The sequence below is a fragment of the Nostoc sp. JL23 genome (genome assembly GCF_017115065.1).
Lineage (GTDB): Bacteria > Cyanobacteriota > Cyanobacteriia > Cyanobacteriales > Nostocaceae > Nostoc > Nostoc punctiforme_A.
Genome location: NZ_JABXKN010000155.1, coordinates 32,290 through 47,035, shown reverse-complemented (window position 1 = coordinate 47,035; position 14,746 = coordinate 32,290). Strand labels below are relative to the sequence as shown.

Here is a 14,746-nt window from a genome sequence, read left to right as displayed (position 1 = left end):
GATTTATCTATTAGTAATTGTTAAGTCTTCCCATTCCTAACTTTTCACTCATAAATTGAAAATGAACTTACCCGCAGCTAGTCGTCTCCAATTTACTCCCGATTTGAACATCTGCCGCATATTAAATGGGATGTGGCAAGTCTCCGGCGGACACGGACAGATCAATCCCCAAGCCGCTATTGAGACTATGTTCAAATATTTAGATGCTGGCTTTACCACTTGGGATTTAGCAGATCATTATGGCCCTGCGGAAGACTTTATTGGTGAGTTTCGTTGCCAACTAATTGATACTCGTGGTAAAGATGCTTTATCTCAGGTGCAAGCTTTTACAAAATGGGTACCTCGTCCAGGCAAAATGACGAAGAAACTCGTCGAAGAAAATATTGATATTTCCCTGAGAAGGATGAATGTGCAATCGTTAGATTTGATGCAATTTCATTGGTGGGAATATCAGGATAAAAATTACCTGGATGCCCTCAAATATCTGGCAGAACTTCAGACTGATGGTAAAATTAAGCATCTAGGTTTAACTAATTTTGACACGGAAAACTTAAAGATTATTACTGAAGCAGGCATCAAAATTGTTTCTAATCAAGTACAATTTTCTCTGGTTGACCGCCGTCCTGAAGTTAATATGGTGGAGTTTTGTCAGCAGCATGACATTAAGCTTTTTACTTACGGTACACTATGCGGCGGTTTGTTATCAGAAAACTATTTGGGTAAACCGGAACCAAAAGGATTTGATCTATCTACTGCTAGTTTGAAAAAATATAAAAATATGATCGATGCTTGGGGTGGTTGGCAATTATTTCAAGAATTGCTGGCTATCCTGAAGGAAATTGCTAATAAGCATAGGGTAAGCATTTCCAACGTGGCAGTGCGTTACATTTTAGATCGGCCAACTGTGGGTGGTGTGATAGTTGGTGCCAGACTTAGTGTATCTGAACATATAGAAGATAACGCCAAAGTATTTAGTTTTAGTTTAGATGAAGACGATCGCGATCGCATCAATGCAGTATCTCGCCAGTCACGCGATTTGTACCAGCTAATCGGCGATTGCGGCGACGAGTATCGGCGATAACCATTAAGGCGTTGGCTTTGTTGACGATTGAATTTCCTGATAATACGGTGAAGGTTATTGTGCAATCTACCCTTGCAAACCATGCCGCTAAACTTTGCCTTCGCCCTCAGTCAACAGCAAACTTTTGAACTGCGCTGTGATTATGGCTCACGTCGCCTGGATAAAGCAGAGTTGGCAGCACTCATTGATTTGTGTGAGCAAAATTATTACACTCAACAAAAAGATTATCTACCCTATCTCACTCAGTTGGGACGGCAACTTTATCAATGGCTGGATGGTAAAGAAGGATGGCTGAGAAGGGCGCTGGATGAGGCGGATGAGCAAACAATTCTTCTAGATTTGATTAAAACCAGCGAAGCACAGGGGTTGAACCCAGAAACAGAACGGGTGGCGTTGGGATTGGCACATTTGCCTTGGGAATTGCTGCATGATGGTGCAGGGTTTTTAATAGAACGCCAGAATCTTTCCGTCTTACCAGTACGTTCTGTGCAGCAGCGTCAAACTCAAGTAAAAAGTACCTTGGCGGCGCGGTTGTGTACGCGTGTGGAGGCGCAGCGTCCCAATTTTGCGCGAGTCGTGCTGATTGGCCCTTTGGATGAGTGGGGTTTGCTGAATAAGCTTTCTAATAAGTTTGAGCGGTTTGCAGGTGTGCCCGCACTTTTGAACGAACCAAAGATATCTCTGAAAGGACGGTTGCAAAACTTTTTTGAAGCAATAGAAAACATTCACAAACAACCCTTACTGCTGGTGCTGGATGACTTTGAGCAAAATATCCCCACAGCTAATATTGAGGATGGCTCATTGCGGATGACGGCGGAAGTGTATGAGATTTTAAGGGCGATTTGTGGGGCGTTGGCAGAAACCGGGGCAGAAAGTCGGCTGATTGTCACCTGTCGCTATTTGAAAGAAGACACTTTGCCACCTCATCGTCTGCATTTGGAATCTTTGGCAGGGATGAGCAGCAGTGATATTGATAAAATCTGTTTTTTTTTAGATAAAGAAGTTAGGCAACAGTTAAAAACTCAGCGAATTATCCACATTGCCGATGGTAATCCCCGCTTGCTGAAGTGGTTGTTAGAGGTTATTCAGCAACCAGGAATAGCGGCGGATGAATTATTGAATCGGCTGGAGGCGACTGAGCAGAAATTCCGCGAAGATATTTTGGCACAAACTCTGCTGGATGCCTTGGAACCTGAAGAACAAAAGTTTCTTGCACGGTTGAGTGTGTTTCATCTGCCTGTTACTGTTGAAATCATCAATGCCATTACCGCCACACTTCTACCTCTTCAAAAGCTTATCAGCCTTAGCCTAGTCGAGTCCGCCAGCACTCAACCCACCCAGCCAGCTAATTACCGGGTAACGACAATATTAGAAGCCTTGCTGAAACCAGTATTGAGTGATGCCGAGTGGCAAGCAACGCGACAGCAAGCGGTAAAGAAAATCTATCAAGTTTGGTGGGAGGAGTCTAATCAGTCATGTACAGACGAACAAGCATTAGAGGTTTTGCGTTTAGGACTAATAGCTGAAGAACAGGAGGTTGCTGCCAAAGTTAGCGATATCGTTGCTACTGATTGGGTAAACAAGTCTCGCTTTTTGGAAGCTGTACAGCTATGCCAGCAAGTTTTGGCAGTTTTTCAAGACTACCGTATCTTTGGAACCATCGCTCGTGCTGAGTACTTTTTAGGCTTCGTTGAAAACGCTGTTGTTCATTATCAGCAAGCCTTAAACCTTTGCCCTGATGATGATGTCACGGAAAAAGCTGGAACCTTGGGCAATTTGGCATGGGTAATAGCCCAACAAGGAGACATTGAACGAGCGCTTTTCTTGTACCAGCAGTCTTTGGAAATAAGTGAGCGCATTAGTGATGTCCGAGGAAAAGCTATAACTCTCCACAATATGGCAGGAGTAATAGCTGAAAAAGGAGATATTGAACGAGCGCTTTTCTTATACCAGCAAACTTTAGAGCTATTAGAATCTGTTGGCGATTTCAGTAACAAATCTACCACACTGAACAACATAGCAAAAGCAATCGCTGATTTAGGAGACATTGAACGAGCGGTGTCTTTGTGGCACGAATCTTTAAAAATAAGTCAGAGTATTGGTGACGTTATATCTCAAGCCGAAATTCTGACAAATCTTGCTTATATTGCAGGCAAGACAGGAGATAAAGACAGACAGTTAGATTTAAATCTACAAGCACTCCAGCTATTTGTAAAGATTCGAGCTTATAGGCATTTGGTTACAGTAATAACTAATTTAGGTGAAGCAGATGAAAGCAAAGGTTTAATTTACTTTGCTCAAGCAACTTGGCTCTGTCTCAATATTCAAGTACCCTTACCAAATACAATGACCATATTCGCTCATCTCTATCAGGCTTTACCTCAAGGAAATGAACTTCAAGCCTTGCTAACAACAACTACTTTGTTTTTGTGCAATCAGCTAGACGAAGATCATCCCCTGTTTAAGGAACTCCAGATTCTTGGTGGCAGGATGATAATAGCATTGGCAGAAGCCCAAGGGATTGACAGACAAGAAGCTAATACTGCTTGGTTTCGCCAGCAACGGCTAAATGATCCAGAATATTTCCTCCCCCGACTCAATCAACGCCTAGAGGAGATAGTCGGTGATAGGTGGTTGTTTGACCGCAGTCAAGTTTCAATGGGTGAATAAAGGGAAATGCGATTACAATTACACCGTAAAGTCAAAAATTCACTCTGCTGTAAAAGCAAATACCGCCCTTAGTGCTTCTGAGGTGAGAGTAGGATAATTTTCTAGCACTTGTTGTTCTGTCCATCCCGCAGCAAACAAACCCAATAAGAACTCTACAGATAAACGAGTTCCTTTCACAGTCGGCTTACTCAGCAGAATTTTGGGGTCTGAATGAATGTACTGTTTCCAGTCCATAGTTTGTACTCCCACTAAGCTACAGCTATTGTTGCACAGTATGATTTTTGTTGGCTTGGTGAAGGGGAAATGCGATCGCCGCGTTAATCTTAAATTAATTGACGACAATATAACCAGTTTATGCAATCCCTAAATATCACACTGCCAGATGCGATCGCTTAGGGAACTATGATTATTGTTAGATTGCTAAGTGGGGAAATGCGATCGCGCTACTCTAAAATTAATTGGCAATAGATAACACGTTCACGAGTATCAAAGACTCATTAAAGGAGTTCAAAGACTCATTAAAGGAGAGCAAAGACTCATTAAAGGAGAGCAAAGACTCATTAAAGGAGTTCAAAGACTCATTAAAGGAGTTCAGAGGCTCATTAATGGAGCTAAAAGACTCATTAAAGGAGTTCAGAGGCTCATTAATGGAGTTCAAAGACTCATTAAAGGAGATCAAAGGCTCATTAATGGAGTTAAAAGGCTCATTAATGGAGTTAAAAGACTCATTAAAGGAGTTCAGAGGCTCATTCACAAGTCTTCAAGAGCAACACGGAGATTCTTCACAAAAATAACTTAAACTTGACAGACAGCTAGTCTACTTCGTACATCTGCTTATGCTTGGCTAAAAGCTCTTGATATTTCTCATTTGTCTTTGCTTCTACCCACTTCGCTTTAAATATTGCTGCTGATTCCGCTTTCACGGGATCTACTTCATAGGGAAGAATCTCTTTTTTGGAACCTGAATCTTCGGAATTTTGTTTATACTTCCTGCCGCTTTTATGATTAGCATAACGGCGAGAGCGAGTATAGCCCATTTGGATAAACTTTCGTGCCATATCTGCGCCGACAAAATCATCTTTATCTAAATAATCAAGAAACATCTCATAGATTTTTTCACTCGACTCTCTAGCAATCTCAGGAGTTTTGAATCGCCAGTAGGGAAGGATTTCTGATTTGTATGGTTCAACCAAAAGTACACCCTGCTCACCCTTCCCAACACGATAGAGTTCAGGATGTTGGCGAAAATCAATAATTTTAAAGTCTAAAGAATAATCAAAAGCCATGATAGATTTTTATTAGGAATAGTAAACTTTAAAAAAAAGTTCAACTTCTATCTAAGTATTGAGATTTTGTTGATTATGCTATCTAGCACCCAATCCATGAACAGTGTCCTTGCGCCAGGAAATTTGCGTAAAGTGCATCACATTGCCCTCAACGTTAAGGATATGCAAGCTTCCCGCTACTTTTATGGCACAATCCTGGGTTTGCATGAACTCACAGGCGACGAAGTACCCGCAACCCTGGTGGAACTTGTCGCATCTGGGAAAGTAGCCAACTTCATCACCCCCGATGGTACAATTTTGGATTTATTTGGGGAACCGGAATTATCACCACCAAATCCAGACCCAGAAAAGACCTTCACCAGAGCCTACCATCTCGCCTTTGACATCGATCCGCAGTTATTCGATCGCGCGGTGACAGTAATCAGAGAAAATAAAATAGCGATCGCACATGGTCCTGTCACTCGTCCTACTGGTAGAGGAGTGTATTTTTACGATCCAGATGGCTTTATGATTGAAATTCGTTGCGATCCAGATGTCCATTAAATAATTATTTGTCAGTAAATCACCTCAAACTATTTCTGGAGAAAGTGTTTTACCTGATTTTGTACTAAATCTGAAAAAAATTTGGGTATGATAATGTTTTAAAATACTCAAAGGGATAAAACAAAATTGAGAAATCCTATGTGCCAAAAGTGGCAATAATTCTTTAAAAAACACTACTTAATTTACTATGACCGCAAAACTTACACAATTATTTAAAGTAATTGAAGACACAATCACAAAACCGCCAATTCCACACGAACCATACAAGCAATCATTGAAAGCCTGGGCGATGTATTGTTTGCGAGACAAAGGTTTTATAGTTGCTTATGCTCAAAATGCCGACTTTGCCATTGAAAGAAAACGTGAAGAAAAGCTATATTTTAAAGTTTCAAACAGCCCTGATGATTTAGATAATTCTTTTAACTGGATTGTTTGGGATAGTGTAACCAAAAGCGCCAGTCTTATTCCCCAAAAAATAGACTGATGCCAAAATAGTCATCAAATTTTTTCCTGATTCTTGAACTATTCTGACTCCTGTTAGCGCAGCGGGGCGTAACCCATTCTGACTCCTAAATTCTAACTAGACAACTGCTGCACAAATCTTTGATATTCTGGCGAATTTAATCCCAACTGCAACACAGCCAAGACTTGCTGCATATTGCCAGCAAGTAAATCGGGCATTGATAACCACAAACCAGGAAATACTTGACTTTTGATAATTCCATCTGCGTCCACTTCTAAAGAGACATATTCTCCTTGTTGCAGGCGAAACCAATCTAATTTGTTTTCAAATATTTGCCAAACAATGTATTCTTTTACCGCATTACGACCATAGACTTTTTTCTTATCATGTAAATCAATAGCAACACTGCTAGCCGCTATCTCTATTACGAGTTCTGGCGCACCTTCGATGTAATCATCATTACTCAAACGAGATTGTCCTTGAGATGCTGGTGTGATTAATAGCACTCCATCAGGTTGCGGTTCATTGTCTCGATCTAATCGGACTGTTGGCTTAATTCCCAATTTCACACTAGGAGTTAATGCTTCATAAACTCCCAGCCAACCTATTAGATGACCATGTGGTTCAGCATGACTTTCAAAGCGTAATGGGGATGCCAAATATACAACTCCTTCAATTAATTCTGCCTTTTGATGACGGGGCATTGCTTGATAGCGTCGCTCAAATTCGTAGCGAGTCAGGCGATCGCCATTTTCTAAAGGAGGAATTCGTTGCTTGAGTGATAGGTTGACCATGATTTTCTGCTCTGGCAAAGAGTCTTGCTTTATTATGGCTTGGTACATATTCTTCTACGGAAATACTACCCAAGCCTCATTTTGTTAATAAATCGCTAGAATCAAGTTTCTCAAATACCATTAAATGCTGTTGAGGTAACAAGTTTTTAGTTTCCCGCCAAACCAAACCAACAGCTTGCATTTCTTTACGGACTTGCTTTTGAGTCATCTTGTGCAGACCTTTAATCATAATAAAGGGATTTTCACCCCGGTACTCAACCAGTACCACCCGGCCACCTGGTTTAAGTGCTTTCACAATTCCTTGCATCACTTCTTGGGGATACTCAAGTTCATGATAAGCATCTACCATCAAGGCTAAATCGATACTTTCAGATGGTAAGTTAGGGTCAGTAAAAGTGGCTAAAATCGGCTCAACATTGGTGATATTTTTCTCTTTTTTGAATAACTCAATAATTTCCAACATTTCAGGCTGAACATCTACAGCCAACACCTTACCTGCTGTTAATAACGGCGCGATACGAAAGCTTAAGTAACCTGTACCAGCGCCAATATCCGCCACCACATCATTAGGTTTCAGATTGAGGAGGCTGACTACCTTACTTGGCTGTTCTTCTCGCTCTCGACTGGGACGTTCTAGCCAGCCGGCGCCAGTGTATCCCATAACTTGGGCGATTTCGCGCCCCATGTAGTATTTGCCAATACCATCTGGACTGTGGATTATCCGTTGTTCGTAAACAGTGGTGGATGAAGATGCGGCTTGTGCTGTCAGGGTTGGGTTCAGCAGCGAACAACTCAAGATCGCAACAAGAGTTACTATAAAGTGGAGAAAATTTGACATTTGGTTATGACTGATCAAGATAGTTATAAGCAGCAACTAAAAGAATTTTATGGTAGTAGAACGACTTATGACCATGAGAAAGACACTCGCCATCCTCTAGAAGCCAAGCTTCTACTTGAATTTGTTCCACTACATTCGGGACAGAAAATCCTTGATGTGGCGACTGGAACAGGTTTAGTTGCGATACCCGCTGCTGAAAAAGTTGGTTCAGATGGCTCCGTTATTGGGATTGATATGACCCCTGGAATGTTGCATCAAGCAAGACTTAAGATTGCAGCAGCAAGATTACAAAATATCGAGTTGATTGAGGCAGATGCAGAATATTTCAACTTTACTGATAGTAGTTTTGATGTTGTCTTTTGCTGTGAGGCAATTGTACTTTTTCCTGATATCCTTGCTACTTTGCAAAAGTGGTACGGCTACTTGAAAACAGGAGGGTATGTGGCATTTACCTGTCCTCCCGAAACTGCTATTATGGCATCTCTTCAGCAGAGGATCTGCGCTAGAGTTTTGGGTGTATCGCTACCACATATCCTTGAACCACTGGGAACTCCAGAAAAATGTCGGAAATTGCTTAATCAGGCAGGTTTTAGAGATATCGAAATTAAGATTGAACCATCAGGACGTTATCACCCTCTTAGTGATAACAGATTATCAATGACAGTAATTAATATAAATTTTAAAGGCAATCCTCTGTTGTCAAAATTATCACCAGAACAACTAAATCAATTGCAAGTTGAGTACAAAGCAGAAATTGAGAAACTAGCAACCGATCGAGGTCTTTGGATAGACACTACAAAGTTCTTTGTTCGCGCTCGAAAATAAGTTGATGAGCTTTGTTCCTGAACTGACAGCTTCGGGCGATCGCGCATGATAATCTTGCGGTTAATAATGACAATCACAGTTTAAGCTTCTAGACCGATGTGGAAGTAAATATTTTCAGGATTTACTTAAACAGCCTCTTAAAAAATTTGTAATCCAACCTTTGGACGCTTATATGCAAAACCTGTCCCTGATATTAGTGCCTGTACTCGCTGCACAGAAAGTAGTAGGTGACGGTGTAATTAAACCTCTCGGTCATCATGAACTGCTGTTGGTGCTAGTACAACTGTCACTGTTGCTTTTCGTAGCGCGGGGATTAGGTGAGTTGATGCGCCGAATTAACCTACCGCCTGTTGTTGGAGAATTACTGGCGGGTGTGCTGCTTGGCCCTTCTCTATTTGGTTTGCTCCTTCCAGACTTACAGGCGCACATCTTTCCCAAAAGTCAAGAACAGTCTAATTTACTTTCGGTGATTTCTTGGTTAGGTGTGTTATTTTTGCTGATTGTGACTGGGTTGGAGACGGATCTCAAGCTGATTCTTCGTAAGGGTAAAACGGCTCTTTTGATTTCACTGGGCGGAATTATTATCCCCTTTATCACTGGATTTGGGCTGGGCTGGCTATTACCAGATAGTTTTTTAGCCGACCCAAAAAAGCGACTGGTATTTAGTCTGTTTATCGCCACAGCAATGAGTATTTCGGCAGTCCCAGTGATTGCAAAGGTGCTGATGGACTTAAATCTGATTCGCCGTGACATTGGTCAAGTTACCTTAGCCGCTGGGATGACTGATGACACCATCGGCTGGATTTTACTTTCTGTGGTTTCAGGTTTAGCTAGTAGTGGCAAATTTGACCTGGGGACAATTTTCCACTCTGTAAGCGCGGCCATATTATTTTTAGCGATCGCCTTTACAATTGGGCGTACCATTGTAGACCAGATTTTGCGCTGGGTTGATGACTACGTTGGCGGCATCGCCGCTAGTATGTCGGTTGTGCTGATTCTTGCGCTCTCGGCAGCAGCACTTACCCACGGATTAGGTCTAGAAGCGGCATTAGGTGCTTTTGTAATGGGGATTCTAGCAGGCCAATCCCGCCGCTTTAGCAATGAAGCTGGACACATGCTAGAAGTCTTCACAGCAGCCTTTCTAGCGCCAATTTTCTTTGCTTCAGCCGGCTTGAAAGTTAATTTGCTAGCTCTGTTAGTCCCTCAAACGTTGATATTTGGCTTGATTGTTCTCGCTGTCGCTTGTGTTGGTAAATTTACAGGTGCTTACCTTGGTTCTCGTGCGGGTGGCTTGAGTCATTGGGAAGGTTTGGCGATGGGTTCCGGGATGAATGCTCGCGGGGCGATGGAAATCGTCGTTGCCACCATTGGTTTATCTTTGGGAGTGCTGAATCCCCAGATGTATTCGATTATTGTCATGGTAGCGATCGTCACTTCCCTAATGGCTCCACCCCTGCTGCGCTGGACTTTATCAAAAGTGGTTATGGGTGAAGAGGAAGCTCGACGTTTGGAACAAGAAGAACAGGATAGCCGCAGCTTTATCAAGCAGATTCACCGTATCTTAATACCTACTAGTGGTGGTCCCAACATCCAACTGGCGGCGCAACTAGTCGGTTACATGGCTCACCAAAACTCAATAGAAGTTACATCTTTATATGCCCTGAGTGATAAGCAACCTCAAAGCAAAGCACGCCGGATGGAGGCAACCCAGGTTAAAGATACTGCTGCCGAGCAAGCTCTAGCTGCTGTCACTGAGGAAATGCAGCTACCTGCTGATACCACCTTGCAAACAAAAACGGAGTCGGGGCGTAATAAAGCGGAGGTAATTTTGAATGAAGCAAACAAAAACTATGACTTAATTGTACTGGGAGCTTCGGAACAGATCCGCCCCCAGAAAGCATTGTTTAATTTGCTTGTCGATCGGGTTGTCCAAGAAGCGCCTTGTGCAACGATGGTGGTGAAGTCGCATCTACCCCAACCGAAAGACGAGATATGCAAAATTCCTCAACAACAGCTGAAAAAGATTTTGGTGCCAACGGTGGGGACAGAATATAGTAAAAATGCCGTAGAAATGGCAAGTACGATCGCAGCTCAAACCGGGGCATTAGTGATGATCGTTAACGTGATTAATTTGCCACAGGTTGAGTATATTCTTTACGAACAGCGATCGCTAGCTCCAGTGAAGGAAATTGCTCACGATATGCTCGAACAGCAAGCAGCCATTGGCCGCAATCTGGGTGCTGATGTCAAAACCTATATTCTTCAAGGAACCAGCCCAGAAAGGGAAATCCTCAAGTTTGCCAAAACTCAGGAGGTTGACCTAATTATTCTAGGGAGTAATATCCGCATGGTTACAGGTCGCGTTTTCTTCGGTCATAGAGTCGATGCAATTCTGAGTAAAGCCCATTGCCCAGTAGCAGTAATTACTGCGCCATAAGATTGCTGAGTGATGAGTAATGAGTGCTGAGTTCTGAGTTCTGTTAGCGGTAGCGGGGCGTTGAGCCATTGCTGAGTTCTGAGTGCTAAGTTCTGAGTATAAACCCAGTTGCTTTAAAGCTTTGAGCAATCAACACTGTCCTAACATATCTGACTACAGCTATACATTTATTTCATAGACATTGCAAAAAAGAATGTAGAGACGTAGCAGTGCTATGTCTCTACAAAAGTTCTGGATAACGCATATTTAATTTCACCAGATGTCTAATAATTTGGTCTTAGCGCGAAGCCCTAGATGTTACCGATCTTTGCAAATTAGCTAGAGCGCGATTGTAATCCAAAATAGCTGCGACGCGATTACCTTCTGCTCTTGTCAGATCATTTTCAGCATCAATTACCTCTGTTTGAGTGCCTACACCAGCTTGGAACCTCAATCTTGCTAAATTCAGAGCTTCCCTGGCTTGATTTAAAGCCACACTAGAAGTTTGCACATTATTTAAATTGGATTGCAATTGAGCATAATACTGTTCTACATCAAAGCGAATTAGGTCGCGCTGGTTAGCAAATTGAGTCTCTGCGATCGCAATATTAGCTCTCGACTGAGCCGCCCTTGCTCTTGCTGCTCCGCCATCAAACAAAGTGAGATTTCCGTTAAGTCCCAATGAATAGCCATCAGTAATGCTGATGCCATCATTATACCGATCTGACAGGTTGTAGTTGGCTGCTAAACTAACTTGCGGTCCTAGCTGTGAAAGTGCCTGCCGTCGCTGTTGCTCGTAAATATTACGTTGTCCCAAATACTGTTGCAACTCTGGACGATTTTGAAACGCTTGGACAATACTTTGTTCTACCGTCTGCTGCCAAAGACCCGCTAATTGTACGGGATCTGAGGCACTGATTTCAGCTGACTGCGATAAACTTAACAACGTGGCAAGCTGACGACGGGCAATTTGCTGTTGTGAGATCGCATTAGTAAGTAGTTGTTGGGCATTTGCTAAATTCACCTGAGCTTGCAGCACATCGAACCGCGTCCCCACTCCAGCCTGTTCTCTAGCTTGAGTATCCCGCAAACTAGCCTGGGCATTTTGCACAGCAGATCGATTAATTCTGACTTGTTCATCTGCTTGTTGCAAATCGTAGTATTGAGTGGTGGCATTCAACCTAATTATCAAAGACTGACTTTCAACATTTAATTCATCTATCCGTAGCTGTTCCTCTGCGGCTCTGATAGCCGCTACTGTGTTCCCAGAACTATAGAGATTATAATTCAGTTGTGCTGAACCATTAAAAGAGGTGCTGCCTTGAGATGAGTTGTTACTAAAACCATTACCACTATTAGTCACACTACTGTTAATACCAAGAGTAGGATATAAGGCAGCTTGAGACTCGCGTAGCGCCGAGCGAGTGCGTTCTAGCTGTAATATAGCTACCTGTAAGTCTCGATTGTTGCGTTTTGCGAGTTCTAAAGCTTGTGCCAAACTGATTGGTACAGTTCCCTGAATCCTTACTTCCTCCGGTTTAGTCGGAAATTGCAGAGGATTGGGACTGGGGTTGAGGCGATCGGGAACTTGTACAGAGCTTGAGGAATTCTGTGCTTTTAGCGGAGTTGCTGCACTTGCTGCATTTGGAAAAAGAATCGTGAGCGCGACAGAAACCCAGGTAAAATGCACGAAGAATAAGCTGAAATTCATAATCTAGATATAGTAATTAATTAGGTTTTTTTGAGGATATAATCAAAAGTTTTCATCCTGATTGACCTACAGAGATTTTAATCTTAAATTCCTCCTCAAAGGGTTGATCTTAACAAATTAGCCGACAATCAAACCATCCTGAACTCGGATAATCCTTTGGGTTTGAGCAGCAATATCAGGTTCATGAGTGACAATCACAATTGTGATCCCTTGGTTATTAAGTTCAGTCAGTAAACTCATTACCTCATGGGAGGTTTCAGTATCTAAAGCTCCTGTTGGCTCATCTGCCAAAACTAATGCAGGTCGGTTGACCAAAGCACGAGCGATCGCAACCCGTTGTTGTTGTCCGCCAGAGAGTTGACTGGGACGGTTAGCGATGCGTCCCCCTAATCCCACCTTTTCTAAGGCTTCTAATGCCCTTTCCCGGCGTTTTGGCTTGGGCAAGTTAGCGTAAACCATTGGCAACATGACGTTTTCCAACGCTGTTGCCCGCGCCAATAGGTTAAATTGTTGGAAAACAAAACCAATCCTTTGGTTACGGATATAGGCTAATTCATCATCATCAAAAGTCGTCAGGTTTCTGCCTTCAAAAATATAGTCTCCAGTTGTCGGACGATCCAGACATCCCAAAATATTCATCAGCGTGGATTTACCTGAACCTGACGCACCCATAATTGAGACATATTCCCCTTCCTCAATAGAGAGTTCAATTCCCTTGAGGATCGGAACACTAACTTCTCCTAAGTAGTAGGTTTTTGTAATAGATTCCATCCAAATCATTGTTGGCATAAGAGTTAGGAATTACGAATTACGAATTACGAATTACGAATTATTTAGTCGCTTCTTAAAGCGTTGATTGGATCTAATTTAGATGCATTCCGTGCTGGAATCACCCCAGCGACTAAGCCAACGCTCAATGAGAGTCCAAAGCCAGCAATGATCGACCAGAAAGAAATTACAAAGGGAAATTTGAAACTGTTTGCAGCTATAAAGGCTAATAAAACGCCAGTTGCCATCCCAATACATCCGCCAACAATGGAAATCACGATCGCTTCGGCTAAAAATTGATTAAGTATTGCCGAATTGGTGGCTCCTACGGCTTTGCGAATCCCAATTTCTCGCGTCCGCTCAACCACGGAAACTAGCATAATGTTAGCAATACCGATTCCACCAACCACTAAGGAAATTCCTGCGATCGCTACCACCATTACTGTAAATAAACCCACAATACTAGTAAAGGTACTAACAATATCAGCTTGATTGGTCAGTCGAAAATCATCAGCTTGTGGCGGATAAATGTTATGACGCAACCGTAAGAGATTGGTAACTTGAAACTGAGCGGCTTCTAACTGCTCCTGATTAGCGCCTTTGACTAAAATTCCACTTACAGAAACGCCCACCAAAGCATTATTCCCAACAAGTCTCTTCGACATACTAGTTAGAGGAATAAAAATCTGGTCATCTCGATCCATCGGCCCCTGAGCGCCTTTAGGTTCCATCACCCCAATTACTTCATAAGCCTCTCCCTGAATCCGAATTTTCTCACCGATCGGATTTACACCCTGTGCAAAGAGTGTTTTTTGAACTGTAGGGCCAAGAATGGCAAGCTGTGCGGCAGTATCTAGTTCTTCTTGGGTAAAATATCTCCCTTGTTGGGGGTGAGTATTTCTGACTTCTGGGTAGTTCAAATCAGTGCCATAAATAGTTGTTGAGGTGTTTTGTCCTGCATAGACAACTTGAGCAGTCCGTTGGAGATAAGCAGAAACCATCTGTGCTGATGGCGCTTGTGTAGCGATCGCCTTGGCATCTTCCCAAGTTAAGGTACTGCTAGAACCTACTCCTTGACGGACATTCCCGCTTCTTGCCGCACCAGCCAAGATTTGGATCACATCTGTACCCAATGCTTGTATCTGTTGCTCTACACCCTTTTGCACTCCCTGACCGACAGAAGTAATGGCAATGACTGAAGAAATCCCAATAATCACACCCAACATAGTTAGACCTGTGCGTAATTTGTTACTCCACAAAGTCTCTGCCGCCATTGTCAAGATTTCCAGCAATGGTACTGTGCGGGTATTCTTAGCTTTGTAAAAGCCCTTAAATCTCTTAAACATAATGT

General features: G+C 42.6%; 14 protein-coding genes. 7 read left to right on the top strand and 7 right to left on the bottom strand.

Translation table 11 applies throughout. The annotated features are described in order from the left end of the window. The first annotated feature begins 61 nt into the window (after positions 1 to 61). The gene (locus HWQ42_RS34830; protein ID WP_292820590.1) at positions 62 to 1,081 is read left to right on the top strand and encodes an aldo/keto reductase; all 1,020 of its coding nucleotides are present in this window, start codon (positions 62 to 64) and stop codon (positions 1,079 to 1,081) included. A gap of 81 nt (positions 1,082 to 1,162) precedes the next feature. Beyond that, complete coding sequence (locus HWQ42_RS34825; RefSeq protein ID WP_292820588.1) at positions 1,163 to 3,751, top strand: tetratricopeptide repeat protein; 2,589 nt, start codon at positions 1,163 to 1,165, stop codon at positions 3,749 to 3,751. Positions 3,752 to 3,790: 39 nt separating this feature from the next. On the opposite strand, the gene HWQ42_RS34820 is transcribed toward HWQ42_RS34825, so the two are convergent. Then, entirely contained in the window at positions 3,791 to 3,985 is a 195-nt protein-coding gene (locus HWQ42_RS34820; protein ID WP_292820585.1) for a DUF433 domain-containing protein, read from the bottom strand. 224 nt (positions 3,986 to 4,209) lie between these two features. Here HWQ42_RS34820 and HWQ42_RS34815 point away from each other — a divergent pair, with 224 nt between their 5' ends. Continuing rightward, on the top strand, positions 4,210 to 4,545 hold the full coding sequence (locus HWQ42_RS34815; protein WP_292820582.1) for a hypothetical protein: 336 nt from the start codon (positions 4,210 to 4,212) through the stop codon (positions 4,543 to 4,545). A gap of 18 nt (positions 4,546 to 4,563) precedes the next feature. On the opposite strand, the gene HWQ42_RS34810 is transcribed toward HWQ42_RS34815, so the two are convergent. Continuing rightward, positions 4,564 to 5,037, bottom strand: coding sequence for a DUF4385 domain-containing protein (locus tag HWQ42_RS34810; RefSeq protein ID WP_292820579.1), 474 nt, complete (start codon positions 5,035 to 5,037; stop codon positions 4,564 to 4,566). 75 nt (positions 5,038 to 5,112) lie between these two features. Between HWQ42_RS34810 and HWQ42_RS34805 the strand changes: the two genes are divergently transcribed. Together HWQ42_RS34805 and HWQ42_RS34800 are read left to right on the top strand one after the other, a co-directional pair. Continuing rightward, the gene (locus tag HWQ42_RS34805; RefSeq protein WP_292820576.1) at positions 5,113 to 5,580 is read left to right on the top strand and encodes a VOC family protein; all 468 of its coding nucleotides are present in this window, start codon (positions 5,113 to 5,115) and stop codon (positions 5,578 to 5,580) included. A 187-nt stretch (positions 5,581 to 5,767) separates the two neighbouring features. Continuing rightward, entirely contained in the window at positions 5,768 to 6,064 is a 297-nt protein-coding gene (locus HWQ42_RS34800) for a hypothetical protein (RefSeq protein ID WP_292820573.1), read from the top strand. Positions 6,065 to 6,156: 92 nt separating this feature from the next. On the opposite strand, the gene HWQ42_RS34795 is transcribed toward HWQ42_RS34800, so the two are convergent. Next, the gene (locus tag HWQ42_RS34795) at positions 6,157 to 6,837 is read right to left on the bottom strand and encodes a Uma2 family endonuclease (protein WP_292820570.1); all 681 of its coding nucleotides are present in this window, start codon (positions 6,835 to 6,837) and stop codon (positions 6,157 to 6,159) included. A gap of 76 nt (positions 6,838 to 6,913) precedes the next feature. After that, the gene (locus HWQ42_RS34790) at positions 6,914 to 7,675 is read right to left on the bottom strand and encodes a methyltransferase domain-containing protein (protein ID WP_292820568.1); all 762 of its coding nucleotides are present in this window, start codon (positions 7,673 to 7,675) and stop codon (positions 6,914 to 6,916) included. Between the two features lie 6 nt (positions 7,676 to 7,681). Here HWQ42_RS34790 and HWQ42_RS34785 point away from each other — a divergent pair, with 6 nt between their 5' ends. Next, positions 7,682 to 8,500 carry a class I SAM-dependent methyltransferase gene (locus HWQ42_RS34785; protein ID WP_292820565.1) on the top strand — a complete coding sequence of 273 codons (819 nt, stop codon included), beginning with the start codon at positions 7,682 to 7,684 and terminating at the stop codon, positions 8,498 to 8,500. Positions 8,501 to 8,672: 172 nt separating this feature from the next. After that, positions 8,673 to 10,937 (top strand): cation:proton antiporter, encoded by a 2,265-nt coding sequence (locus HWQ42_RS34780; protein ID WP_292820561.1) that lies wholly within the window; start codon positions 8,673 to 8,675, stop codon positions 10,935 to 10,937. Positions 10,938 to 11,214: 277 nt separating this feature from the next. Here the strand turns inward: HWQ42_RS34780 and HWQ42_RS34775 are convergent, their stop codons facing one another. From HWQ42_RS34775 to HWQ42_RS34765, 3 genes are all read right to left on the bottom strand, one after another. Continuing rightward, positions 11,215 to 12,627: a TolC family protein gene (locus HWQ42_RS34775; RefSeq protein ID WP_292820558.1), complete on the bottom strand. Its 1,413-nt coding sequence runs from the start codon at positions 12,625 to 12,627 to the stop codon at positions 11,215 to 11,217. Positions 12,628 to 12,744: 117 nt separating this feature from the next. Continuing rightward, entirely contained in the window at positions 12,745 to 13,416 is a 672-nt protein-coding gene (locus tag HWQ42_RS34770; RefSeq protein ID WP_292725985.1) for an ABC transporter ATP-binding protein, read from the bottom strand. A 44-nt stretch (positions 13,417 to 13,460) separates the two neighbouring features. After that, on the bottom strand, positions 13,461 to 14,741 hold the full coding sequence (locus tag HWQ42_RS34765) for an ABC transporter permease (RefSeq protein WP_292735009.1): 1,281 nt from the start codon (positions 14,739 to 14,741) through the stop codon (positions 13,461 to 13,463). Between the last annotated feature and the right edge of the window lie 5 nt (positions 14,742 to 14,746).